Below are 23,041 nucleotides of genomic sequence, written 5' to 3'. Positions count from 1 at the left end.
CGGAACCACCGGTTCCCGCGATGCTCAGGGGCCGTGGCGTATCCGGTCCCACCTGGCTACCCGGGTCCGGCCGGACCCGGGCACCCGGTCACGAGCCGGGCGATGCGGGGGTGTGTTCGGTACGACTGAGGATCGTTATTTCGAAGGACTCCATGCGCCGCGCGGTGTGCTGAGATTGAGGGATGCAACGATGGTCGGCGTTATCGGCGACGACAAAGGACATCGTCATCGCGGTGGGGTGGTTCGCCTTCGGGGCACTGCTGTACCTGTCCGGTTTTCATATGCTGTTCGTCTCCGAGAACGGGCCCTCCACACCGTTGGCCCCACGATTCGCGATCCTCGCGCTGGTGTGTGCGGTGCTCCCGGTTCGGCGCCGGGCACCGATCACCGCCATGGTGGTGGGGCTGATTCCGCTGACGTTCGATCTCATGCTCGGCCCGACGTTGCCGGTCTGGCTCGTCTACACCGATCTGATCTACGCGGCCGTCGTGTACGGCACCCGCCGCCAGATGCAGGGGGCGCTGGTCGCGTGGCTGGCCCTGTCCGCCACCGCCGCGGGTGTGGTGCTGGCGGTCACCGAGAACTGGCGCTATATGGTGCTGGCGCTGATCCTGGCCGCGGCCTTTGTGGGGACGTCGCTGTGGTGGGGGCTGACGGTCCGCGCGCACAAGGACGCCGCCGAGGCAGAGCGCGCCCGGGGCCGCGCCCTGACCCTGGTCGCGGAACTGGACCGCCGGGCGGCGGTGGCCGACGAACGCAAGGCCATGGCCCGTGATCTGCACGATGTGATCGCGGGGCATCTGTCGGCGATCGCGCTGCAATCCGAGGCCGCTCTCGCCGGACTCGACGGGGCCGGTACCGACCGCCGGCTGGCCGGGATCCTCGCCGCTATCCGCGGCAACAGCGTCGAGGGGTTACAGGAGATGCGGACCATGATCGGCCTGCTGCGCCGGGACGACGACACCGCGGAGACGACCGCGCCCGGGCGGCTCGCGCAGTTGTCCCGGCTCATCGCGGCGGCCAGGCAGGCGGGAATGCGGGTGCGGGTGCGGCAGCACCTCGGTGACCTGGCCCCGGCCGGCGCGGTCGATCAAGCGGCGTACCGGATCATCCAGGAGGCGATGACCAACGCGATGAAACACGCGCCGGGGCAGGAGATCGACATCGATGTGCACACCGAGGCGATGACGCTCGTCCTGGTGGTACGTAACGCGCTGGGTGTGGCAGCGGTACGCCCGTCCGCGCCCGCGGACACGCAGGCGGGGCATCGCGGTCTGACGAATATGCGCGAACGCGCCGCGGCATTGGGCGGCAGCTTCCGGGCGGGCCCCGAATCGGGCGACTGGTGGGTTCGCGCCCGTCTGCCCCTCACCGCGATCGCGGAGCCCGTGGGGGAACCGGGATGACGATCCGAGTGCTCGTCGCCGACGATCACAGCGCCATCCGGGCCGGGCTGCGCATGATCTTGGAGACAGCCGGCGATATCGAGGTGGTGGGCGAGGCCGCGGACGGCGAAGTGGCCGTCGCGCAGGCCCGTGCGCTGCGGCCGGATGTGGTGCTGATGGACGTGCGCATGCCGGGTGTGGACGGTATCACCGCGACCTCCCGGATCACCGGCGAATGCCTCGCCGAGGTGCTCGTCCTGACCACCTTCGATCTGGACGACTACGTCTTCGAGAGTCTCCGGGCGGGCGCCGGTGGTTTCGTCCTGAAATCCGCGTCGGGCCCGGCGCTGATCGAGGCGGTCCGGGCAGTGGCCGCGGGCGACGGCGTACTGGCACCGGAGGTCACTCGCACGGTGATCGGAGCCTTCGCGGGCGCGATACCCAGGCCGGCGCCACCGGCCGGGCTGGCGGAACTCACCGGCCGGGAGCGCGAGGTACTGGACTGTCTGGGCGCAGGACTGTCCAATGCGCAGATCGCCACGCGGCTGTTCATCGGTGAGACCACGGTGAAAACACATGTTTCCCGGGTTCTGACCAAGCTCGGGATGCGCTCCCGGGTGCAGGCCGCGATCCTCGCCCGGGAAATCGGTGCGGACGGAGCGGAACCGACCCGTCCCCGGTAGACCGGGTTCAATCGGTCAATGCGGCGTACACCCCATCCGGCCCCGGCCGATACGCCGCTACCCCGACAACGGCCGAGACCGGCAGCGGGCCGTACAGATGGGGGAAACGCAGGGCGGGATCGTCACCCGGGACACCCGGCTCCCAGCGCACCGGGGCAGCCAGCCGCTCGGGGTCCAGCCGGAGCAGCAGCATATCGGCACGGCCCGCGAACAAGCGGTTGGCCGGCAGATGCACCTGAGCCGGCGCCGACAGGTGCACGAACCCCTCCGTCCCCAGCGAGGACGGCCGATGGACGCCGTTTTTTCGCGCGGTGGCCCACTCACCGGGAGTACAGAGATGAACAAGGGTGTGAGTGTCACAGGGCACGGGTAACCTCCGATACACAACTCGACAGTCGTACGGAGCGGCGGACTCCCGGGTTTCCACGCCCGGCCCGCGGTGTTCGCCACAGGCGGAAACCGCTGGTCGTGTTAGGGAAAACACAGTGGTTCCCACGGGGGAACAAACCCGTCGCTCCGAACGTCTGACAGAGTAGTCATACCACTGCTGGGAAGTAGCGGAAGCGAGCCCGCGGAGTGACCACGGGCCTCACACCAGGTGAACGGTCCTTGTGCCGGAAGCCAGGACGGAGGAGTCATGCCAGGAACCCTGACAAGCACCCCACTGACCGCGGTTGATCGCTGCGATCGCTGCGGGGCGGCTGCGCGTGTGCGTGCCGTTCTGCCCGCAGGTGGAGAGTTGCTCTTCTGCCAGCATCACGCGAACGAACATATGGATCGGCTGCGTGAGCTGGACGCCGTGATCGATACGGAGTCCGCTCCCGCTCTCTGACCCGTCCTCGCGTCCGACACAACAGCATCGAACAACAGAACACCGCTTTTCCGTGGCGGGTGACCATCCGGTCGCCCGCCACGTGTTATCCGGGCAGGATCGCGTCGATCAAACGCTGCAGGCCGTATTCGAAGTCACCGGCCGGGTCGCCGGGGGCCTGGTAGAGCTCGCCGACCACGGCGCCGACTCGCGCCGACAGTGGATAGTCGGCGGCCGGCATGACCTCGCTGAGCACCGGCCCGTACACCTCCCACCAGTCGGCGTCCGACTGTTCCCGCACGCTGCGGGCCGCGGCGAGAGCAGTGCGCGCGTTACCGGTCGCGAACTGCGTCAGCACCGCGATCACCCGATCCATTCCGGGGTCGTCGAGACCTATTCCGTCCACGGCCGCCAATTGCCGCTCGTAGCGGCGCATCCGGCCCGGCCCCAGAACCATCCGCCACGCGGGAACCTCGAAAAGCCAGGGGTGCGCCAGGAATTCGTCCCGGATCTGCCGGGCAACGGCCGCCAGGCGACCGCGGGGCGGCAGGTCCGCCGGTATGGGTGTGTCCGCGGCGGCCACGGCGTCCACCATCAGGACGGTGAGTGCGTCCTTGCTGGGTACGTAGGTGTACAGGCTCATCGGCCGCAGACTCAGTTCCGCGGCGACGGCTCGGATCGAAACTTTGTCGTAGCCTTCCCGATCGGCCAACCCGACCGCGGCTGTGACGACATCGTCCACACTCACGGTCTGCCGGGGCCCGCGGCCGCCCTTGCGGGGTGGCAGTTCGTGGCGCCAGAGCAGTTCCAGCAGGGTCCGCGCCGGATCGGCGTCCCGGGTTGTCACCGGTGAACCCACGCGGCCGCCGGCCGGACCGTACGGCACGGTGCAGCGGAGGGCGTGATCTCCGCCGGCCCGGTCCGCCGGGCGCGAGTGCGGGGTGGCTTGCCGGCGCGGGGATTGCCGTCCATCGATCTCCATTCCACGGTCGCGGGCGCCCGGTGGGTCGTATCGGAACAAATCCGGTACGGTACGCGTTCGGCATATTACTCCGTACGCAATACGATGATTTTGGGGGTGCATTCTGCCGACCATCGAGACCACCTATCTCCCCGACCGGCACATGTTCGCGCTGTGGACCTGGACCGGGTACGACACGGGCCCGGCACCACACGGGGTCGGCGATACCTCGACTCTTCCGCTCGTCGTACCCGACGGCACTCAGGCCCAAGCCAGGGCCGGTAGCGCGGCGCTGCGCGTGACCCCGGTCCATTGCGCACTGGTGGATCCCGATCGATTCGCCGCGTTATCGGTACCCGGGCCCGGATCGTCCACTCTCGCCTGGCATGCGAGGTTGAGCGGTGCGGCCGCCCGGATACCGATCGCCGGTCACGCTGTACCCAATGCTCAGGGAACTGCTCTGGTGGACCGGGATCACGCGATGTCGGTGTTGCGGGACACCACCGCGACAGCCGCGGAACTTCGCACCGTGTTACACGCCGACCTACGCCCCTACCAGGCACGGGGCATCGGCTGGCTGCGGGAGACCGTCGCACGTCACGGCGGCGCGATCCTCGCCGACGAGATGGGCCTGGGAAAAACGGTTCAGACCATCGGGCTGCTCGCCGGCCGCGCCGAGCGTGGAGCCCAACTGGTCGTATGCCCGACCTCACTGGTGGGCAACTGGGTGCACGAGATCTCCCGGTTCGCCCCGGGCCTGCACCCCATCGCCTGGCGAGGCGGAGGCCTCGATACCGCGCCCGGGACGGTCGTCGTCACCGGCTACCCCATCCTGCGAATGCACGGAGGCCTGCTCACCGGAACCGAATGGGTGACCGTCGCCTACGACGAGGCCCAGGCACTGAAGAATCCGCGGACCCAGGTCGCGAAGGCGGCCCGAGCGCTGCCGGCGGCCGCGGTCGTCGCGCTCACCGGGACCCCGGTGGAGAATCACCTGGACGAGCTGTGGGCCCTGCTCCATCTGGTCGCGCCGAGTGTGGCCGGGCACCGCGCTCAGTTCCGGCGGCGCTTCGTCAAACCCATCGAGCAGGGTTCGGCCGACGCGGCCGCACGGCTGCGGGACGCGGTCGAACCGGTGCTGCTGTCCCGCCGCAAGGACCAGGTCGCGGCATCGCTGCCCGCGAAAATCCACTCGGATCTGCTCTGCGATCTCACTCCGGAACAGGAGCGACTGTACGACACCCTGCTCGACCACGCCGCCGAAGAAGGGTTCGGCGCCGGCGCGCAGCGGCAGACCCGGATCCTGGCGGCACTCACCTCGTTGAAACAGGTGTGCAATCACCCCGGCCTGGTGAACAGTGATACCGCTGAACTGGCCGGACGTTCCGGCAAGCTCGATCTGTGCACCGATATCGTGGCGAACAATCTCGACAATTCCGCGCCGACCCTGATCTTCACGCAGTATCGGGCAACCGGCGAACTGCTCGTACGGCATATGGCCGAACAGTTCGCGATCACCGCGCCGTTCTTCCACGGCGGCCTCTCGCAGTCCGAACGTGCCGCCATCGTCGAGGAGTTCCAGTCCCCGGCAGGCCCGCCGGTACTGATCCTGAGCCTGCGGGCGGCCGGCACCGGCCTCACTCTGACCCGGGCCGCCGATGTGATCCATTTCGATCGCTGGTGGAATCCCGCGGTCGAATCCCAGGCCTCCGATCGCGTGCACCGCATCGGCCAGACCCGCACCGTGACGATCACCACACTCACCTCGGCGACCACCGTCGAAGAACACATCGCGGATATGCAGCGGCGCAAATCTGCGCTCACCGAACTCGGCGGCGGCACCGGTATCGCCGAGCTCGCCCGGCTCGACGACGACAGGCTGCTGGAAGTGCTGCGGCGGAAGCGAGGAAGCTGATGGCCGACAACGAATTCGGTTATACGCGGTGGGGTATGGACTGGGTCCGGCTGGCCGAGCCGCTACGCCAGACCCGCCCCGATCCACTACTCCCCCGGGCACGCAGTATCGCCCGCAACAACGGCGTACGGACCGAGACCGAGGGCCGGATCGTGCGAGCGCATATCCACCGTGGGGGTCAGGCGTCGGTCACTCATATCGAACTCACGCCGCTCCCCCGCGCGACGGTCACGGGGCTGGCCCCGATCATCGGCACCGCGCCGGCGGTGCCGACCGACGATATGTACGCGACCGCGATCGACGCCGGTATCTCATTGGCTCCGGAACCGGCCGCGATCGACTGCTCGTGCACCGCCCGCACCGCACGGTGCGTCCACGTGCTGGCCACGTTCTACGAGCTCGCGCGCCAGGTCGACCAGAATCCCCGATTCGGCCTGGATCTCCAGGGCTACGGCCATGATCCGGGTCCGGACGATTCAGCGGTACCCACCGAGGTCCCTCGCTGGGTACCGCTGAACACCCTGGACCCCGCGGAGTTCTTCGAAGCCTGAGTCTCCGGGCCGGGACCCGGCGGATCCGATGCGTCGCTGCACGCCGGTACGTGCGGTCGAAGAGGTGCTGATCGGTCCTCATACAGCCCGAGCAGCGTATTCAGCGCGGCAGCGCCTTGCAGCAGCGCCCCGGAGCGGGTGTCGATCCGGATAGCGCGGGCGGTCAGCGCGGCCGCCAGATCGTCCCACCCGCGCCACCCGCGCAACTGCGGAACCAACTGCCGCAGCGGTTCGATCCCGTAGCCCGCCAGCCGGAGTTGATGGACCAGGCGGGCGGCACGCACATCGGCCGGTGCGTACCGCCGGGTTTCCCGGCCGGTGGAGCGGTGCGGTACGACCAGCCCCGCCGAATCCCAGTACCGCAGGGTCGAGGGGCGAACGCCGAGCGCCCGCGAGAGCTCGGAAATACTCATCGCGTCCGCCGGACGGAGATCACCGAGAGGTTCGTCGGCGATGGCGCGAGCCGCCGCGCGCGCGGTATCGAGATCACGGCGTTCGCGGTCCAACCCGGCGTGCGCGGTATCCAGCAGCGCGTATACCCGGCCGAGTTCCCGGGAGTGTGCCGCGCGCAGGATCGTCTTCGCCGCCGCGGGATCGGCGCCGGCCGCCAATCCGCGATAGGCACGCGCGGACCACACGTGGGTCTCGCCGTAGGTGCGATAGCCGGCCCGGGTCCGCGGCGCGGCGGGCAGCGCACCGTCACGCTCCAGGTTCCGCAACTGCTGGACGGAATACCCGGTGCGGCGCGCCACCTCAGCCGTCCGTAGCACGGCCGAGTTGCGGCTTTCCACAGCATCACCTGCCTCTTGACGGCCGGAAGTCTCCACGAGCACTTCAATGTAACGCTGGAATCCATGACCATCGATGAGATCATCGGATACATCGCCGCACTCGGCGGCGTACTGACCGTGCGTCCCGGCCCCGGCGACGGCTCACCCGAAATCGCCTGGGGTGACACTTTCTTCTACTACGCACCCGACGGCGAGGTTCCGGCCCGGACCCAGCCGTTCGCGACCATCGTCACCAAGGACTACCCCGGGGACGAGCGGTCGCGACTCGACCGCCCGGGAACCTTCCGGGTGAACATCGCCGTAGGCGCGGAAATCTTCCAGGCCTGGACCGGGCACTCTCCGCGCGAGACGAATACGAACAGCGACGACCCCAGTGCCGCCGATACCGTGATCGCGCACCCCGTGTACGCGACCGCTGGATGGCTGGCGGTGGTAGATCCGGGCCCCGGCACGGCACAGGCCGTCCGGGAAATGCTCCGCACGGCCCACGATCGTGCGCGCTCACGCAGCCGGCGGCACTGAAAGGTTCACGAGGACCGCACGGCCGTACTACCTGCCAACGATCGCCGCCCGGTCAGCGCGGACGACGACAACACCTTCCGTTTCTCATATCCGGGCCGCGGTCTCCCGGCACGAAGGACTACCGATAACGAGTCCCGCCGTTCCGGTCCGGTAGTCGACGCCGTGCGCCGGCCTGCCGAGCGACCGGATCACATACGACGCAGCGCGGCGATGCGCTCACCCAACTGGTCCACCGTGGCCAGGGCTGTGGGCGGGCCGCCGCACTGTCGCCGCAGTTCGCCGTGAATGACCCCGTGCGGTTTCCCCGTCCGGTGATGATGCATTGCCACCAGGCTGTTCAGTTCACGACGCAACTCACCCAGTTTGTCGGCCGTCGCCACCCGTTCGGCGGCGTTACCGGCCGGTGCCGGTGCGGGCGCGGCCGGTTCGGCCTTGGACCTCTCCGCGACCTGCTTAGCCTGTCGTTCCCGCAGCAGCGCACGCATCTGCTCGGCGTCGAGCAGACCCGGAATGCCGAGGTAATCGGCTTCTTCCGTACTACCGGAGAAAGTCGCCGTACCGAACGAGGAACCGTCGTAGATCACCTGGTCCAGTTCGGCGTCCGCGGCGAGCGGGACGAATGCTTTCTCTTCCTCGCCGGGCTCGTCTTTCTGTTTGTTCGCATCGATCAGCAGCTCGTCGTCGAGACCGTCCTTCTCCCGGTGCGGTTTTCCGATGACATGATCGCGCTGGACCTCGAGCTGCGCGGCCAGATCCAGGAGTACCGGTACCGAGGGCAGGAAAACGCTGGCCGTCTCGCCGGACCGCCGGGCACGCACGAACCGGCCGATCGCCTGGGCGAAATACAGCGGCGTGGACGCACTGGTGGCATACACCCCGACGGCCAGCCGCGGGACGTCCACCCCTTCCGAGACCATCCGCACCGCGACCATCCACGGCTGATTACCGGTGCTGAACTCACTGATCCGGGCCGATGACGTCGGATCGTCGGACAGCACCAGCACCGGTTTGTTCCCCGTGAGATGTTCCAGCAGTTCGGCATAGGAGCGGGCGCGCTCCTGGTCCGAGGCGATCACCAGACCGCCGGCGTCGGGCATACCCGCCGTACGCAGCTGCGCCAGCCGCATATCCGCGGCGCGCAATACCGCGTAGATCCAATCGCCCGCGGGGTCGAGTGCGGTGCGCCAGGCCCGGGCGGTCTGTTCGGCGTTCAGCGGTTCGCCGAGCCGGGCCGTGTACTCCTCGCCCGCGCTGTCGCGCCAATGCGCCTCACCGGAATAGGCGAGGAAAACGACCGGACGCACGACTCCGTCGGCCAATGCCTCCGAATAGCCGTAGGAGTGGTCCGCGCGTGATCGCGGCAGTCCGGCCTCGTCGGGTTCGTAGGTGATGAACGGAATCTGGCTGTCGTCGCTACGGAACGGGGTTCCGGTGAGAGCCAGCCGGCGGGTTGCGTCATCGAAGGCCTCGGCCACCGCGTCGCCCCAGGTCTTCGCGTCGCCGGCGTGATGGATCTCGTCCAGGATCACCAGTGTGCGCCGGTTCTCGGTGCGTACACGGTGTTTGAACGGATGCGCCGCGACCTGGGCATAGGTGACGACCACGCCGTGGTAGTCACCCGAGGTAGCACCGGTCGAGTTGGAGAAATTCGAGTCCAGCGCGATTCCCGCACGCGCCGCCGAGGCCGACCACTGGTGTTTGAGGTGCTCGGTCGGGGCGACCACGGTGATCTGGTCGACCGTGCGATCGGCCAGTAGTTCGGCCGCCACCCGCAGCGCGAAGGTGGTCTTACCCGCACCCGGGGTCGCGACCGCGAGGAAATCACGCGGTTTGGTGGCCAGATACCGGGTCAGCGCGCGCCGCTGCCAGGCGCGCAGGGACGCACCCGGAACTTCCGTCGCAGTGGCGCCACTCGCATCGGTCACGGAGACAAACACTAGCGGCCACCGCCGCTATGGCGCCAAACCGACGCGGGCGGCGCGACGGGTGTCACATCGACGTACCGCCGGTAACCGGCGATTCATCTGCCGACCGCCGACACGTTCGCCGTGCGCCACACCACAGGGTGCCCGGGTAGGCGATGCTGGACTGATCATGCACAGCTACGGAAACGATCCCGGGACCACCCCCGCGGGTACCTCGTGGCCGCGGCATGCCCTGGTCCAGATCCGGCGGCTGATCGTCCGGGTGGCCGTGAAATCCTGGAAGGACTCCATTTTCGCCAAATCGGCCGCCGCCGCCTTCTGGCAGACTCTGTCGCTGGTACCGCTGCTTTTCGGGTTATTGGGCGGCCTGGGATACGTCAGCGGCCTGTTCGGCCCGGACACGGTCGAGATCGTCGAATCGAAAATCCTGACCTTCAGCCGTGATCTCTTCAATCCCAGCGTTGTCACCGATCTCATCGAACCGACCGTCCGCGATGTCCTCGGCCAGGGCCGCGCGGCCTTCGTCTCGGTCGGCTTCGTGCTCTCGCTGTGGGCGGGCTCGTCGGCCATGGCGACCTTCGTCGACGCGATCGTGGAAGCGCATGATCAGCAGGACGCCCGGCACCCGGTCTGGCAGCGCATCTTCGCCCTGCTGCTGTACGTGCAATTCCTGGTGGCGGCGGTTTTCATCCTGCCGCTGGTCGCGCTCGGACCGGTACTGATCGGCCGGATCCTGCCCGAGGCCTGGCGCGAACCCGGACTGCGACTGATCGACACGTTCTACTACCCCGCTGTGGGGTTACTGCTCATCGTCGGCCTGGCCACCCTGTACAAACTCGCCCTGCACAGTTCACTGCCGTACCACCGGCTGTTCTGGGGGGCACTGCTGGCCGGAGTGTTCTTCATGGCGGCCAGCGAGGTGCTGCGCCGGTACCTGGCGCTGGTCACCCGGACCGGGGTCACCTATGGCGCGCTGGCCACCCCGATCGCCTTTCTGCTGTTCACGTTCTTCCTCGGTTTCGCGGTGATCCTGGGCGCCGAGTTCAACGCCGCGGTGCAGGAGCTCTGGCCCGCCCGGGCTACCCGGATCGACCAGTTCAAGGCATGGCTGGCCAAACGCCGCGAGCCGGCCTCGGACGACGAGGACCGCGAGCCGCTGGAGCCGGGCGCGCACCGGATCCCGCCGCATCGACGCGGGCGTGATCACGAGACGCGGACACGCGGTAACGGCACCGGTGGCACACCGGCGCCGTCGACGACGCCCTGATCCCGCGCTCAGTCGCCCTTACGCAGCTGCTCGTAGACCTTCTTGCATTCCGGGCAGACCGGCGAACCGGGCTTCGCCGAGCGGGTCACCGGGAACACTTCGCCGCACAGCGCGACCACCATCGTGCCCATCACGGCACTCTCGGCGATCCGGTCCTTCTTCACGTAGTGGAAGAATTTCGGCGTGTCGTCACCGGTGGTCTCGTCGGTGGACGTATCGGGGCGAACCAGAGTATCGGTACTCACGAACTCCATGATGCCGTACGCCCGCGATATCCTCACGCACGCGGGGACCCCACCGGGGTTACGCCCGTGTCCCGGGAGTGCAAGACTCGAAGGTATGCAGCAGCACGGCGAAGACTCCGGGCCCGGCTCGGAGCATATCGACGCCGGTGCGAGCGGTCTCGGTGAACAGGAACGCAACGGCGCACCGCGGCCGGCCCGTCCCGCCCGTTCGTCCGGATACTTCCCCGGCGACGACGCCAGACACGCGGCGCTCATCACCGAGGCGGCCCCCTCCTTCGAAGACCAGCACCGGGCCCGGGTACGCCGGTACACGATCATCATGGCGTTCCGGATACCGGCGCTGGTCCTGGCCGGAATCTCCTACGCCGTCTTCGAGAACGGCCTGATCGCGTTACTGATCATGGCGGCCTCGGTGCCGCTGCCGTGGATCGCGGTGCTCGTCGCCAACGATCGCCCGCCGCGGGACAAGAACGAGCCCAGCCGCTGGGATCGGCCGCGGACGGCGCTGGAGGAACGCAACCACGACGCGATCGACGGATAGAACGTAACGGGCGTCCGGGTACCGGGACCGCCGCCGCCGGGTGGCAGAGTACGGCTGTGCCCACCTACGGATCGACCGTCCGATCACCACTGACCGCACTGTGCCCGGACCTGCGCACGGCCCTGACCCGCGTGGGTTACAACGCCGGCAACCTCCTCGAAGTGCTGGGCACGGAAGCGCACAGTGCGCTGGGGCGCGCGGAATCGGTACCGGTCCGGCGTATCGCGCGCTCGGCCGGTGAGCTGGGCACGCTGGTGCGACTGTTCCTGCTCGGCGATGCTCTCGCCGAACAGGACGTGGCCGCCGCCCTGGCGCCGGTCGCGGTGGCCGACGCGGTCGCGGCGGGACTTCTGACCTCAGCAGGGGACCAGGTCCGGGCAGCGCTCGATCTGCGCCCGCTGGATACCGGCGCCGGTACCCGCTGGGTCCTATCCGACCTGGATGATTCGATGCACCGCCGGACACTGACCGAGGACCACGTACTCGGCGTCGGCCATGCCTCGCTGTCCCTGCTGCGGGCCACACCCACGGCTGCGGTCGGATCGGTGCTGGATCTCGGCACCGGCTGCGGTGTTCAGGCCGTCCACGCGGCGACCTACGCCCGCTCGGTGACGGCCACCGATGTCAACCCGCGGGCGCTGTGGCTGGCCGAGGCCACCGCCGCGCTGAACGAACTCGAACTCGAACTGATCGCCGGATCGTGGTTCGACCCGGTCGCGGGGCGCCGGTTCGATCAGGTGGTCGCCAATCCGCCCTTCGTCGTCGGTCCCGCCCGGATCGAGCACACCTACCGCGATTCCGGACTCGCCCTCGACGGTGCGAGCGAGCTGGTGATCTCCCGCACCCCGGATCTGCTCGCACCCGGCGGGACGGCCTCTGTGCTGGCCGCCTGGGTGCACACCGAAGGCACGGATTGGCGGCAGCGGGTCGCGAGCTGGTTGCCCGCCCACGGTATCGACGCGTGGATTGTCCAGCGCGATATCGCCGATCCCGCCCTCTACGTCGGCACTTGGTTACGTGACGCCGGACTGGATCCCCGCAGTGCGGCGGCCCAGGACCGGGCCGAGGATTGGCTCACGGCGCTGGAGGACGCGGGCGTCACCGGTATCGGCTTCGGTTTCGTCTACCTGCGCGCGATCGACGGACCGACCGAGGTGCTGGCCGAGGACCTGACCCACGGTTTCGACGATCCGCTCGGGGCGGAAGCGCTGGCCCATTTCGAGCGGTCCGCCTGGTTACGTGCCGTGGCCGCGGATCCCGCCGTGGCCTGGCGGTCCCGGTACCGGGTCGATCCGGCGACCGCGCTGGAACGGGTCTACCTACCGGGCGACGAAGGCTGGGAACAGCGGGTCACCCGGCTGCACCGGGGCGACGGGCCCCGCTGGCAGCACGAGGTGGACGAGACCACCGTCTCCCTGCTGGCGGGAATGCGGCCGGACGGCCTGCCGTTGTACGAACTGATCGAACTGCTGGCACTGTCCCAGGGATTCGACGAGGTGAATACGGAGTTCGCCGAGGCGGCGCTGGGGGTGGTCACCGGTCTGGTGCGGCACGGGCTGGTACACCCCGTCTGACCGGCTCGGCCGGGCGACGTCCGTGCGCGGGCCGCGCAGGCCCCGACGACAGTGGAAGACACGCCCGATGTCGTGCCCGCGGCGGTGGCACCGAGTTTCCCGAAGCGTTTCGTTCTCAGGAACTTCTCAGAACGTAACGGTGGAAACCCCAGTTCAGAGCGGTTTATTCGCACCCGGTGAGGGAACTTTCCCAATGTCGGGTCCGTTGTTCGGAGTGAGACACCACCGACAGGAGGCAAGTCATGACAAGCCCCGCCACCACTCGTGTGCGCCCCAGTGATACGGACCTCGACGCCCAGAGCCCTGCAGCCGACTTGGTACGCGTGTACCTGAACGGGATCGGCCGGACCGCCCTGCTCACCGCCGCCGACGAAGTGGAACTGGCCAAGCGCATCGAGGCGGGTCTCTATGCCCAGCACCTGCTGGCGACCGGCAAGCGACTGTCGGCGACCCGCAAGCGTGATCTGGCGATCGTGGTCCGGGAGGGCCAAACGGCACGGTCGCATCTGCTGGAAGCAAACCTGCGTCTGGTCGTCTCGCTCGCCAAGCGGTACACGGGCAGGGGGATGCCGCTACTGGACCTGATCCAAGAGGGCAACCTCGGCCTGATCCGCGCGATGGAGAAGTTCGACTACGCCAAGGGCTTCAAATTCTCCACCTACGCGACGTGGTGGATCCGCCAGGCCATCACCCGCGGTATGGCCGATCAGAGCCGCACCATCCGGCTCCCGGTCCACCTCGTGGAACAGGTCAACAAGCTCGCCCGGATCAAGCGCGAACTGCATCAGCAGCTCGGCCGGGAAGCCACCGACGCGGAACTCGCGGCGGAATCGGGCATCGCGGTGGAGAAGATCGCCGATCTGCTCGACCACAGCCGCGATCCGGTGAGCCTGGATATGCCGGTCGGTAACGACGAAGAAGCGCCGCTGGGCGATTTCATCGAGGATTCGGAGGCGACATCGGCCGAAAGCGCCGTGATCGCCGGGCTGCTGCACCACGATGTCCGCAGTGTGCTGAACACTCTGGACGAACGCGAACAGCAGGTCATCCGGCTGCGGTTCGGCCTCGATGACGGCCAGCCGCGCACGCTCGACCAGATCGGCAAGCTGTTCGGCCTCTCCCGCGAGCGGGTCCGCCAGATCGAACGCGAGGTCATGTCGAAGCTCCGCAAGGGTGAGCGAGCCGATCGTCTCCGCGCCTACGCCAGCTGACCTGCCGCACAGGACAACGATGACCGGCCCCTCGGCCGGTCATCGGCGTAACCGAACCGGCGGCGCGATCCACTGAAACGGCTGCTGCGCGCGCCGGCGTCACCCCAGGCGACGCGGGCCGATATCGAATCGACTCGGCTGCGGTCCGATCCGGGCCCGGGCGTACAGGATCGCCGCCGATTCCGGGCTGGCCAGCACCGGTTCACACGATAGCTCGCGCATCTCGGGCAGATCGTCGAACAGGGCCGAGATACGCCTGGTCAGGTCGATCAAGGCCGCCTTGTCGACCCGGGGGCTCGCCGGGGTGCCATTGAGCAGCGGCGCCGCCCGCGGCGCGTCGATCAGAGTCGCGGCCTCCTCCGCGGAGAGCGGTAACGCGCGGTAGGCGCGGTCGCCGAGCAATTCGATAATCGGCCCCGACAGCCCGAATTCGATCACCGACCCGAACGCGGGATCATCTTGCACCCGCAGTACGCAGCCGACCCCTTTGGGTGCCATCCGCTGAATATGCACCAGTGGATCGCCACACAGCTCGACCAGATCGCGGTAGGCCTGGCGCACCGCCTCGGGCCGCCACAGGTCCAGCCGCACCCAGCTCATATCGGGCCGGCTGCGCCACCCCTCGTTCGTCGCCTTCGCGGCCACCGGATAGCCCAGTGCTTCCGCCGCCGCCACCGCGGCCTCGATATCGGCGGCCGCGCGGAAATCCACGACGGAAATGCCGTAGCAGGCCAGCAGGGCAACGGTTTCGTCGTCGGCCAGCCACCGCCCGTCCGGGTCGCTCATCCATCGCCCCATCAGCGTGACGGCTCGCTCGCTGTCGATTCCGGCCGGACGTCCGGTTTCGGCACCGGGCCGGGTATCGCCGTCCGGGGCGGATGCCGCCGGCAGATCCCGCCAGCGGGCGTAGCGCTGCACCCGGGCCAAAGCCCGGACCGCGCGCGCCGGATCCGGGAAGGACGGGATGGACCCCCGGACCGCGGCCGCCCCCGGGCCGCGGACGGCGAGCAGATCGGGGATACCGTCGCCACTGGCGAAGGTGGTCAGTACCGGCTTCGCTTCGGGTACGGCGGCCACGGCCGCCCGGATCGCTTCCGCGTAGCCGGTCTGCGGTAGTGGAATGGGCGGCGCGAAGATCACGATCACCGCATCGGTATCGGGCGAGCTCAGGGCGGCGGTGACAGCGGTGAGGTAATCCGCGGGCGTGGCCTGCGGGCCGAGATCCACCGGTTCCACCGCGGTGAGGCCCTCGCTGCGCGCGGCGTCCGCGGTCAGCCAGTTCAGGGCCGTACTGTTGCCCACGATCGCCGGGCGCGCGCCGCGCGGTAACGGCTGGTAGCCGAGCAATGCGACGCAATCGAACATCTCCGAGATGGATTCCGCCTGAACGACACCGGACTGAGCGAACAGGTCACGAACCACGGCCCGGTCCAGCTCCCCATCCGAATCCCCTCGCGCGGCAAGGCGGCTCGGGCTCACGGCCACGATCGGCTTGTTCCGGGCGACCCGGCGCGCGATCCGGGAGAACTTCCGGGGATTTCCGAAACTCTCCAGGTACAACAGGATCACATCGGTATCGGGGTCGGTATCCCAGTACTGCAGGAGGTCGTTACCGGAGACGTCGGCGCGGTTCCCGGCGGATACGAATGTGGACAGGCCAAGATTGCGCGCGGCTGCCTCGGCCAGAATCGCGACCCCCAAAGGCCCGGACTGACAGAAGAACCCGATCCGCCCGCGACCCGGTAACACCGTGGCCAGGGTCGCGTTGAGCCCGACCGCCGGATCGGTGTTGGCGATTCCGAGTGCACTGGGCCCGACGACACGCATCCCGTGCCCGCGGGCCGCCGCGACCAGATCGGCTTCGGCGGCGCGGCCGTCCTCTCCGGTCTCGCTGAACCCGGCCGACAGCACCAGCAGGCCCTTGACGCCCTTGGCCATACAGTCGTCGAGCACCGAACTGATCGCGGCGGCCGGCACCGCGACGACCGCGAGATCCACCTCGTCCGGGATATCGCGGACGGTCGGATAGGCATGCACCCCACGGACGGACCGCCGATCGGGATTCACCGGATACACCGCACCGTGGAATGTGCCGTCGAGCAGATTTGCCAGCACCACCCCGCCGACCCGGCCGGTACTGGGAGTCGCGCCGATCACCGCGACCGCACGCGGTGCGAGCAGGTTGCCGACACTGCGCGCCTCCGTGGCACGCTCGCGCGCATTGCGTACCGAACGCAGCGCCTCGCTCGGATCGATGGCGAATTCCAGGTGCAGCACCGACCCGTCCCGGCTGCGTTCCACCTGGTAGCCGGCCTCCCGGAACACGGTGACCATCACCGTGTTCTGGGCCAGCACCTCGGCGACGAAGGTATCGATCCCGTTCTCCGCGGCCGCACCCGCCAGATGTTCCAGCAGAATCGAGCCGAGCCCCCGGCCCTGGTGTCCGTCGGCGACCACGAAAGCGACCTCCGCGGCCCGGCCACCGGCCCGGTCGAGCAGTTCGTACCGGCCGACGGCGATGATCGATTCGCCGAGCACGATCACCAATCCGACGCGGTCGCGATAGTCGACATGGGTGGTGCGGTACAGATCCTTCGGCGAAATCCTGGGATAGGGCCCGAAATAGCGCAGATAGCGCGTGCGCTCGGACAAGGCGACGTGGAACCGCTGCAGTTCGTCGGCGTCGGCCGGGGTGATCGGGCGCAGTCGCACCACACCACCGTCGGACGCCAGGACGTCGGCGTGCCAGTGCTGGGGTGCCGGTGCCGGATCGGCGGGAACGCTGTCGGCGGGGTCAGTCACGCGGGTCCTCCGGGTCCAGGCCGAGCGGGCCGAAGCTGGCCCGGCGAGTGGCGAGGACGGCGGTATCGGCCGCGCGTTGCGCGCGGTCGAACCGGGCATCCCCGGTTTCCGCGGTCCCCCCCGGTCCGTCCCAGCGCTGGAACGCGATATCCACACCGTCGCCCATTGTGCGGGGCGGCGATATCCGCGGCCTGTCGGTATGCACGAGGTCGATCCAATCCTGCGGTATCGCGGTCGCTGGGTCCACCGGGCGGTCGAGAGCGATGCCCAGCAGGTGGGTCCACGCCCGTGGCACCACCCGGACCAGCCCGTACCCGCCGCCGCCGACAGCCAGCCATCGCCCCTCGGCGTAGCGATCGGCCAGGTCCCGCATGGCGGCGAAAGCGGCCCGCTGACCCTCCACGCCGAGTTCGAGCTCGGCGAGCGGATCCTCACGGTGGGTGTCCACCCCGCACTGGCTGACCACCAGCTGCGGCCGGAAGGCCGCGACCGCCCCGGGCACCACCGCGTGGAAGGCACGCAGCCATTGCGGGTCGCGGGTGCCCGGCAGCAACGGAAGGTTGATCGCGGTGCCGTCGCCAGGCCCGCTCCCGGTTTCCTCCGGCCAGCCGGTGTTCGGCCACAGCGTCGCCGGGTGCTGGTGGATCGAGATGGTCAGCACCCGCGGATCCCGGTAGAAGGCGTGCTGCACTCCGTCGCCGTGGTGCACATCCACGTCGATATAGGCGATCCGGTCGAAACCGTGGTCCAGCAGCCAGGAGATCGCCACCGCGGCGTCGTTGTACACACAGAAGCCGGCTGCCCGCCCCGGCATCGCGTGATGCATACCGCCACCGATGCTCACCGCCCGGCGGGTCGTCCCGGCCGCGATCGCCCGCGCGGCGGCGAGCGTACCGCCCACGATCACCGACGAGGCCTCGTGCATTCGCGGAAAGACCGGATTATCGGCCGAGCCCAGCCCGTACGGCGGGTCCGTGGACTCCGCGCCCGGTAGCGGCCCCGGCACCGCGTGGCGCACTGCCTCTATGTAGTCCGCGGCGTGCACCCGGAGCAGGTCGGCGCTATCGGCCGGGCCGGGCCGCAGGGTTTCGATGCCCTCCAGCACACCGAGTGATTGCGCCAGTGCCATGGTGTACCGCAGGCGAACGGGTTTCATCGGGTGTTCGGGGGTCCACGAGTAGTCCAGGAACCGCTCGGTCCACACGACTGTCGCCGCGGGTTCGTGACCTCGATTCGGCTCCGATGCTGAAGTGGCCATGATCGCAACCGTATCGGGAAGGGCGGAACCCCATCGGACGTTGTCATGCAGTAGAAATACATGTATGTGCGACAGCGGCGCCGGAACCGCGCGCCGCCAGTTTTCCCATCGCGTCACGCGACCCGCTCCGTCCGACCGGGGTCGCTGGTGCGCAGGTAGAATTCGTGCCGACGAAGGGGCAACAGTGAAGGATCTGGTCGACACCACGGAGATGTATCTCCGTACCATCTACGACCTCGAGGAGGAGGGCGTAGTACCCCTGCGCGCCCGGATCGCCGAGCGTCTCGAGCAGAGCGGACCGACGGTGAGCCAGACCGTGGCACGGATGGAGCGTGACGGACTGCTCCTTGTCGCGGGTGACCGGCACCTGGAGCTGACCGATAAGGGCCGCAGTATGGCGGTCGCCGTGATGCGCAAACACCGGCTCGCCGAGCGTCTGCTGGTGGATATCATCGGCTTGGACTGGCAGAACGTCCATGCCGAGGCCTGTCGCTGGGAGCATGTGATGAGCGAGGACGTCGAACGACGTCTGGTCGAGGTGCTCAACCATCCCACCACCTCGCCGTACGGCAACCCCATCCCCGGCCTGGACGAACTCGGTATCGCTGCCGAACTGTTCGAGGAGCCGCTCAAACGGCTCTCGGAGCTGCCGCAGGGACAGACCCACGCCGTGGTGGTGCGCCGGCTGGCCGAGCATATCCAGACCGACCCCGAAGTCATCGGCCGTTTGCGCGAGGCGGGCGTGGTTCCGGATGCCCGGGTGACGGTCGAGAACAAACCGGGAGCCGTGGTGATCACCGTACCGGGCCATGGGAACTACGAACTTCCCGATGAACTTGCCCACGCCGTCCAGGTTAAGTTGGTCTGAGCTATGAAACTCCTGGTCACCGGCGGTGCCGGTTATGTTGGCGGCGTCTGCGCGCTCGTTCTGCGCGAGCAGGGTCATGAGGTCGTGGTCGTGGACGATCTGTCGACCGGTAACGCGGACGGAGTGCCCGCGGGTGTCGAGTTCGTCGAAGGGGATGTGGCCGAGACCGCGCCGGATCTGCTGCGCACCCGGAAATTCGACGGCGTGCTGCATTTCGCGGCACAGTCGCTGGTCGGCGAATCGGTGCAACTGCCGGAGAAGTACTGGCACGGCAATGTGGTGAAAACACTCACGTTGCTCGATGCCATGCGGGAGACCGGAACGCCCCGGCTGGTCTTCTCCTCGACCGCGGCGGTGTACGGCGAACCGGAGCAGGTCCCGATCACCGAGGACGCCCCGGCCCGGCCCACCAACCCCTACGGCGCGTCCAAACTCGCCATCGACCACGCGATCACGTCGTACTCGGTCGCGCACGGCCTGGCCGCGACCAGTTTGCGCTATTTCAACGTCGCCGGCGCTTACGGCGGTCTCGGTGAGAACCGGGTGGTGGAAACCCATTTGATTCCGCTGGTGTTGCAGGTCGCCGCCGGCCACCGCGATTCCATCGCGGTATTCGGCACCGATTGGCCCACTCCGGACGGGACCGCGGTCCGCGATTACATCCACATTCTGGATCTGGCGCAGGCGCATCTGCTGGCTCTGGAAACCGCCGCGGCGGGAACCCATCGCGTTTTCAATCTCGGCAGCGGCACCGGTTTCTCGGTGCGCGAGGTGATCTCGGCGTGCGAACGGGTCACCGGCCGCCCGATCGAGGCGGTCGACGCACCCCGCCGGGCCGGGGATCCGGCTGTGCTGATCGCCTCCAGCGCGCGAGCGGTCGACGAACTCGGCTGGAAACCGCAGCACAACGATCTCGACGAGATCGTATCCGCCGCGTGGGAGTATCTGCGGGGTCTCGGGTCGCGCGCGCACAGCGCCCGCTGACCCCGGTCCGCCCGAGCTCACCACTGCGCCGCGTCCAGGTCTACTCCGAAGGCCGCGGCGCAGTCCCGTCCACACCGCGCCAGATCTCGGAGACGTTCGGGGCGCATCCCGGCTTCGAGCGCGGTATGCAGCAGAGCGGCCATGGAGTGCTGCGGATCGGCCTCCAGGGCAGCGTCCAGGGCAATCCCGGCGAATGGGCCGTCGCCTCGGACGTAAGCGAAATAGCCCAGCAGGGCGGCCGTTTCGGCGCGGTCGGCACCGCGTAGCGCGGAGGTCAGCCGGACCCACAACTGTTCGGCAGCCTCCGCGTGCGCAGTCCCGGCGAGGGCGAACATACAATCACGGAGTTCACGGTCACGGAGCGCGACGGCGATTTCCGCGAGTTCTCGCGCGGCGAGTTCCGCACCGGATTCGGCGCTCACGATCAGCCAGAGCACGGTCATGAGTTCACCGCGCAGGAATCCGATCGGATCCTCCCGCCCGGCCGCCGCCGCGTATCGGTCCTTGGCCCGGGCTCTGGCCGCGTCCAGTTCGGCCGAGACCTCGGCGCACAGCGGGCTGTCGGCCGCGATCAGCGCCGTGAGTTCGTCTCGGCTGTGCCGAACGGGCCGGCCGTCGAGTACCCGGCTCAGGGTCACCCTGGAGGTGGCCGGGTCGGCGATGCGACCGTACTGCCCCGGATCTGTCAGGCTCCACCATGGATCGCCGGCGGAAATCGTGTGAGCAGCCCACGCGGCCCGCACCGGCACGGCAGCCGACGCGAGCCGCCGCTCCAATTCCCCCAGCACCGGAATATGTTGCGGTACCGATATTTCCGGATCCTTCAGACTGTCGTCGACGAGAACCACGAGCACACCCGTTACTCCGGGCCGGGCGCAAACCCGGGCGGCCGCCGCGGCGACCGTCGCATCGTCGGCCGGACTGCGGGTGGCCGGTTGCCACAGGTCGAACCGGACCACCAGATCGATGGCCGCACTACGCGGTGTGGCGGGCACATCGCACAGGACCGCCAGCACCAGCGAACGTTCCGGGCGGAAGCCGAGCAGGGCGGGAATCGCCGCGATCAGATCGCCCGGGTCGTCGAGCCGGGCGGGTCCGGGGCGGGCGAACCAGTCGTATTCGGCACCCGGCCCCTCGGCGCAGCGAAGCAGCCCTTCGGCGAACGGCCGATCATCGGCCCGCGCGGGCCGAGCGGCGGCATCGGGTGCGGCGGCAGGGGCCACAGCTGGGCCCGCGGGCCGCGGCGAATCGGCGGACAGTGCCCGCGCCGTCGGGCAGCGGCCGGTACGGGAGGACACGGTGCCGGGCCCGGTGGTGAACGGGTGGCCGGGCGCCGGGGACGTGCCGGCGGAGAGCGGGGAGGCGAAGGGCGCTGCGGGAGTCATGGACCGATCATGCGGCGGCCGCCGACGCCGCTCGCCGCCGCGAACTGGGTGAATACCGAAAACAGATAAGTCTGGGGATAACTTCGGGTTGTGCACAGATCCGAGACCCGGACAGTAGATCTCCCGCAGCCGGCGAGCCGAAAGCGGCACATTTACGCGCCCGCTGTGCCACACTCCCCCTGCGCTCGCCGGCCACAACACCCCGCTACGGCATCGCTGCCGCTCGGGACCGGGAATTCACCGGCGGCGGGTGCTGTTGTCATCACAGAGAGCCGATGTCCGGCCGCGTGTGGCCGTTCATCGTCGTGGGGGACAATGGAGTGTGATTCGCGGCTCGCGGCGTGGCAGCGAATAACAGCATGGTGCTCGACCGGCCCGCCGACGGATCGCGCAGGAAGGAGTACGCGATGGACTACGAGTCGCGAATGTACGAACTGGAGTTCCCCGCTCCGCAGCTGTCCGCCGACGACGGCTCGGGGCCGGTTCTGGTACACGGCCTCGAGGGTTACTCCGATGCCGGTCACGCCGTACGGCTGGCCACAACCCATCTGCGGGAGAGCCTCGAAAGCGAACTCGTCGCCTCGTTCGATGTCGACGAACTGCTGGACTACCGGTCGCGGCGGCCGTTGATGACCTTCAAATCGGACCATTTCGCCGACTACGCCGAGCCCGAGCTCAACCTCTGGGCGGTGCGCGATACCGCTGGTACACCGTTTCTGCTGCTCGCCGGTATGGAACCGGATCTGCGCTGGGAGAAGTTCACCACCGCGGTCCGGCTGCTGGCCGAACAGCTCGGCGTGCGCCGCAGCATCGGGCTCAGCGCGATCCCGATGGCCATCCCGCATACTCGCCCGCTGGGAGTGACGGCGCACTCCTCGAATCGCGATCTCATCCCGGACAATCAACGCTGGCCGGGCGAGCTGCAGGTACCGGCGAGCGCATCCACGCTCCTGGAGTACCGGATGGCCCAGCACGGGCACGAATCACTGGGTTTCTCGGTCCATGTCCCCCATTACCTCGCCCAGACCTCCTACCCGGAGGCGGCGCAGACCCTGCTCGAACATCTCGGCGAGAATTCCGGGCTGCAGTTCCCGCTCGCCGCGCTCGGTGATGCGGCGGCGCGGGTACGTGAGCAGGTCAACGAGCATATCGCCGGTAACGCCGAGGTCGAGACGGTCGTGGCCGCGCTGGAGCGCCAGTACGACACCTTCGTCACCGCCCAGGAACGCCAGTCCAGCCTGCTGGTCGGAGAGGGCGAACTGCCCAGTGGCGACGAGCTGGGCGCCGAGTTCGAACGCTTCCTCGCCGAACAGGGCGGCTACACCGACGACGACGAGCAGAACTGACCGAGATCACCGGCAC

The 23,041-nt window shown here is 68.6% G+C and carries 21 protein-coding genes; 13 read left to right on the top strand and 8 right to left on the bottom strand.

Features of this window, described 5'->3' with window-relative positions; translation table 11 throughout:
- Nucleotides 1–182 precede the first annotated feature (182 nt).
- Both ABZ827_RS00385 and ABZ827_RS00380 read left to right on the top strand, forming a co-directional pair.
- A complete protein-coding gene (locus ABZ827_RS00385) occupies nucleotides 183–1,406 on the top strand; it encodes a histidine kinase (RefSeq protein ID WP_357230593.1) in 1,224 nt (407 codons plus the stop codon).
- Nucleotides 1,403–2,068 (top strand): response regulator transcription factor, encoded by a 666-nt coding sequence (locus ABZ827_RS00380; protein WP_357230590.1) that lies wholly within the window; start codon nucleotides 1,403–1,405, stop codon nucleotides 2,066–2,068. The genes ABZ827_RS00385 and ABZ827_RS00380 overlap by 4 nt, the downstream gene beginning before the upstream one ends.
- A 7-nt stretch (nucleotides 2,069–2,075) precedes the next feature.
- On the opposite strand, the gene ABZ827_RS00375 is transcribed toward ABZ827_RS00380, so the two are convergent.
- Entirely contained in the window at nucleotides 2,076–2,435 is a 360-nt protein-coding gene (locus ABZ827_RS00375) for a DUF952 domain-containing protein (RefSeq protein ID WP_357230587.1), read from the bottom strand.
- Between the two features lie 270 nt (nucleotides 2,436–2,705).
- Here ABZ827_RS00375 and ABZ827_RS00370 point away from each other — a divergent pair, with 270 nt between their 5' ends.
- Nucleotides 2,706–2,900 (top strand): hypothetical protein, encoded by a 195-nt coding sequence (locus ABZ827_RS00370; RefSeq protein ID WP_036538000.1) that lies wholly within the window; start codon nucleotides 2,706–2,708, stop codon nucleotides 2,898–2,900.
- Between the two features lie 85 nt (nucleotides 2,901–2,985).
- On the opposite strand, the gene ABZ827_RS00365 is transcribed toward ABZ827_RS00370, so the two are convergent.
- On the bottom strand, nucleotides 2,986–3,726 hold the full coding sequence (locus ABZ827_RS00365) for a TetR/AcrR family transcriptional regulator (protein WP_357230584.1): 741 nt from the start codon (nucleotides 3,724–3,726) through the stop codon (nucleotides 2,986–2,988).
- Nucleotides 3,727–4,003: 277 nt separating this feature from the next.
- Here ABZ827_RS00365 and ABZ827_RS00360 point away from each other — a divergent pair, with 277 nt between their 5' ends.
- Nucleotides 4,004–5,755, top strand: a complete 1,752-nt coding sequence (locus ABZ827_RS00360; protein ID WP_357230581.1) for a DEAD/DEAH box helicase — start codon at nucleotides 4,004–4,006, stop codon at nucleotides 5,753–5,755.
- The gene (locus ABZ827_RS00355; RefSeq protein ID WP_357230578.1) at nucleotides 5,755–6,306 is read left to right on the top strand and encodes a hypothetical protein; all 552 of its coding nucleotides are present in this window, start codon (nucleotides 5,755–5,757) and stop codon (nucleotides 6,304–6,306) included. Before ABZ827_RS00360 ends, ABZ827_RS00355 begins: the two co-directional genes overlap by 1 nt.
- Here the strand turns inward: ABZ827_RS00355 and ABZ827_RS00350 are convergent.
- A complete protein-coding gene (locus tag ABZ827_RS00350; protein WP_357230576.1) occupies nucleotides 6,204–7,097 on the bottom strand; it encodes a MerR family transcriptional regulator in 894 nt (297 codons plus the stop codon). The genes ABZ827_RS00355 and ABZ827_RS00350 overlap by 103 nt on opposite strands.
- 63 nt (nucleotides 7,098–7,160) lie before the next feature.
- On the opposite strand from ABZ827_RS00350, the gene ABZ827_RS00345 reads away from it, so the two are divergent.
- Entirely contained in the window at nucleotides 7,161–7,619 is a 459-nt protein-coding gene (locus tag ABZ827_RS00345) for a DUF6194 family protein (RefSeq protein ID WP_357230573.1), read from the top strand.
- A 188-nt stretch (nucleotides 7,620–7,807) separates the two neighbouring features.
- Here ABZ827_RS00345 and ABZ827_RS00340 read toward each other — a convergent pair whose 3' ends face one another.
- Entirely contained in the window at nucleotides 7,808–9,544 is a 1,737-nt protein-coding gene (locus tag ABZ827_RS00340) for a DEAD/DEAH box helicase (protein ID WP_357230570.1), read from the bottom strand.
- 169 nt (nucleotides 9,545–9,713) lie between these two features.
- Here ABZ827_RS00340 and ABZ827_RS00335 point away from each other — a divergent pair, with 169 nt between their 5' ends.
- The gene (locus tag ABZ827_RS00335) at nucleotides 9,714–10,811 is read left to right on the top strand and encodes a YihY/virulence factor BrkB family protein (RefSeq protein WP_357230567.1); all 1,098 of its coding nucleotides are present in this window, start codon (nucleotides 9,714–9,716) and stop codon (nucleotides 10,809–10,811) included.
- Between the two features lie 8 nt (nucleotides 10,812–10,819).
- Here the strand turns inward: ABZ827_RS00335 and ABZ827_RS00330 are convergent, their stop codons facing one another.
- Entirely contained in the window at nucleotides 10,820–11,056 is a 237-nt protein-coding gene (locus ABZ827_RS00330) for a DUF3039 domain-containing protein (protein WP_357230564.1), read from the bottom strand.
- Between the two features lie 253 nt (nucleotides 11,057–11,309).
- Between ABZ827_RS00330 and ABZ827_RS00325 the strand changes: the two genes are divergently transcribed.
- From ABZ827_RS00325 to ABZ827_RS00315, 3 genes are all read left to right on the top strand, one after another.
- Nucleotides 11,310–11,597, top strand: coding sequence for a DUF3099 domain-containing protein (locus tag ABZ827_RS00325; RefSeq protein ID WP_357234329.1), 288 nt, complete (start codon nucleotides 11,310–11,312; stop codon nucleotides 11,595–11,597).
- A gap of 56 nt (nucleotides 11,598–11,653) precedes the next feature.
- Nucleotides 11,654–13,171 (top strand): methyltransferase, encoded by a 1,518-nt coding sequence (locus ABZ827_RS00320; RefSeq protein ID WP_357230562.1) that lies wholly within the window; start codon nucleotides 11,654–11,656, stop codon nucleotides 13,169–13,171.
- Between the two features lie 242 nt (nucleotides 13,172–13,413).
- A complete protein-coding gene (locus ABZ827_RS00315) occupies nucleotides 13,414–14,382 on the top strand; it encodes a sigma-70 family RNA polymerase sigma factor (protein WP_357230558.1) in 969 nt (322 codons plus the stop codon).
- A 99-nt stretch (nucleotides 14,383–14,481) separates the two neighbouring features.
- Here ABZ827_RS00315 and ABZ827_RS00310 read toward each other — a convergent pair whose 3' ends face one another.
- Nucleotides 14,482–17,184 carry a GNAT family N-acetyltransferase gene (locus ABZ827_RS00310; RefSeq protein ID WP_357230555.1) on the bottom strand — a complete coding sequence of 901 codons (2,703 nt, stop codon included), beginning with the start codon at nucleotides 17,182–17,184 and terminating at the stop codon, nucleotides 14,482–14,484.
- The gene (locus tag ABZ827_RS00305; protein ID WP_357230552.1) at nucleotides 17,177–18,442 is read right to left on the bottom strand and encodes an acetoin utilization protein AcuC; all 1,266 of its coding nucleotides are present in this window, start codon (nucleotides 18,440–18,442) and stop codon (nucleotides 17,177–17,179) included. Before ABZ827_RS00305 ends, ABZ827_RS00310 begins: the two co-directional genes overlap by 8 nt.
- Before the next feature lie 184 nt (nucleotides 18,443–18,626).
- On the opposite strand from ABZ827_RS00305, the gene ABZ827_RS00300 reads away from it, so the two are divergent.
- Nucleotides 18,627–19,310, top strand: coding sequence for an iron dependent repressor, metal binding and dimerization domain protein (locus ABZ827_RS00300; protein WP_357230549.1), 684 nt, complete (start codon nucleotides 18,627–18,629; stop codon nucleotides 19,308–19,310).
- Nucleotides 19,311–19,313: 3 nt separating this feature from the next.
- Nucleotides 19,314–20,294, top strand: a complete 981-nt coding sequence (galE, locus tag ABZ827_RS00295) for a UDP-glucose 4-epimerase GalE (RefSeq protein ID WP_357230546.1) — start codon at nucleotides 19,314–19,316, stop codon at nucleotides 20,292–20,294.
- 17 nt (nucleotides 20,295–20,311) lie between these two features.
- On the opposite strand, the gene ABZ827_RS00290 is transcribed toward galE, so the two are convergent.
- The gene (locus ABZ827_RS00290) at nucleotides 20,312–21,679 is read right to left on the bottom strand and encodes a DUF4192 domain-containing protein (RefSeq protein WP_357230543.1); all 1,368 of its coding nucleotides are present in this window, start codon (nucleotides 21,677–21,679) and stop codon (nucleotides 20,312–20,314) included.
- Nucleotides 21,680–22,086: 407 nt separating this feature from the next.
- Between ABZ827_RS00290 and ABZ827_RS00285 the strand changes: the two genes are divergently transcribed.
- Nucleotides 22,087–23,025: a PAC2 family protein gene (locus tag ABZ827_RS00285; RefSeq protein WP_357230540.1), complete on the top strand. Its 939-nt coding sequence runs from the start codon at nucleotides 22,087–22,089 to the stop codon at nucleotides 23,023–23,025.
- Nucleotides 23,026–23,041: the final 16 nt, after the last annotated feature.

Origin of the sequence: Nocardia sp. NPDC019395, from assembly GCF_040632335.1 — a bacterium.
Classification (GTDB): domain Bacteria; phylum Actinomycetota; class Actinomycetes; order Mycobacteriales; family Mycobacteriaceae; genus Nocardia.
The sequence above is the reverse complement of the archived record's forward strand: the minus strand, read 5'-3'. Positions and strand labels throughout refer to the sequence as shown.

What these genes read in the sequence shown, in the direction of transcription:
- ABZ827_RS00385 (WP_357230593.1), top strand. Translation starts at nt 183, where the DNA reads ATGCAACGATGGTCGGCGTTATCGGCGACGACAAAGGACATCGTCATC.
- ABZ827_RS00380 (WP_357230590.1), top strand. Translation starts at nt 1,403, where the DNA reads ATGACGATCCGAGTGCTCGTCGCCGACGATCACAGCGCCATCCGGGCC.
- ABZ827_RS00370 (WP_036538000.1), top strand. Translation starts at nt 2,706, where the DNA reads ATGCCAGGAACCCTGACAAGCACCCCACTGACCGCGGTTGATCGCTGC.
- ABZ827_RS00360 (WP_357230581.1), top strand. Translation starts at nt 4,004, where the DNA reads ATGTTCGCGCTGTGGACCTGGACCGGGTACGACACGGGCCCGGCACCA.
- ABZ827_RS00355 (WP_357230578.1), top strand. Translation starts at nt 5,755, where the DNA reads ATGGCCGACAACGAATTCGGTTATACGCGGTGGGGTATGGACTGGGTC.
- ABZ827_RS00345 (WP_357230573.1), top strand. Translation starts at nt 7,161, where the DNA reads ATGACCATCGATGAGATCATCGGATACATCGCCGCACTCGGCGGCGTA.
- ABZ827_RS00335 (WP_357230567.1), top strand. Translation starts at nt 9,714, where the DNA reads ATGCACAGCTACGGAAACGATCCCGGGACCACCCCCGCGGGTACCTCG.
- ABZ827_RS00315 (WP_357230558.1), top strand. Translation starts at nt 13,414, where the DNA reads ATGACAAGCCCCGCCACCACTCGTGTGCGCCCCAGTGATACGGACCTC.
- ABZ827_RS00305 (WP_357230552.1), bottom strand. Translation starts at nt 18,442, where the DNA reads ATGGCCACTTCAGCATCGGAGCCGAATCGAGGTCACGAACCCGCGGCG.
- galE (WP_357230546.1), top strand. Translation starts at nt 19,314, where the DNA reads ATGAAACTCCTGGTCACCGGCGGTGCCGGTTATGTTGGCGGCGTCTGC.
- ABZ827_RS00290 (WP_357230543.1), bottom strand. Translation starts at nt 21,679, where the DNA reads ATGACTCCCGCAGCGCCCTTCGCCTCCCCGCTCTCCGCCGGCACGTCC.
- ABZ827_RS00285 (WP_357230540.1), top strand. Translation starts at nt 22,087, where the DNA reads ATGGACTACGAGTCGCGAATGTACGAACTGGAGTTCCCCGCTCCGCAG.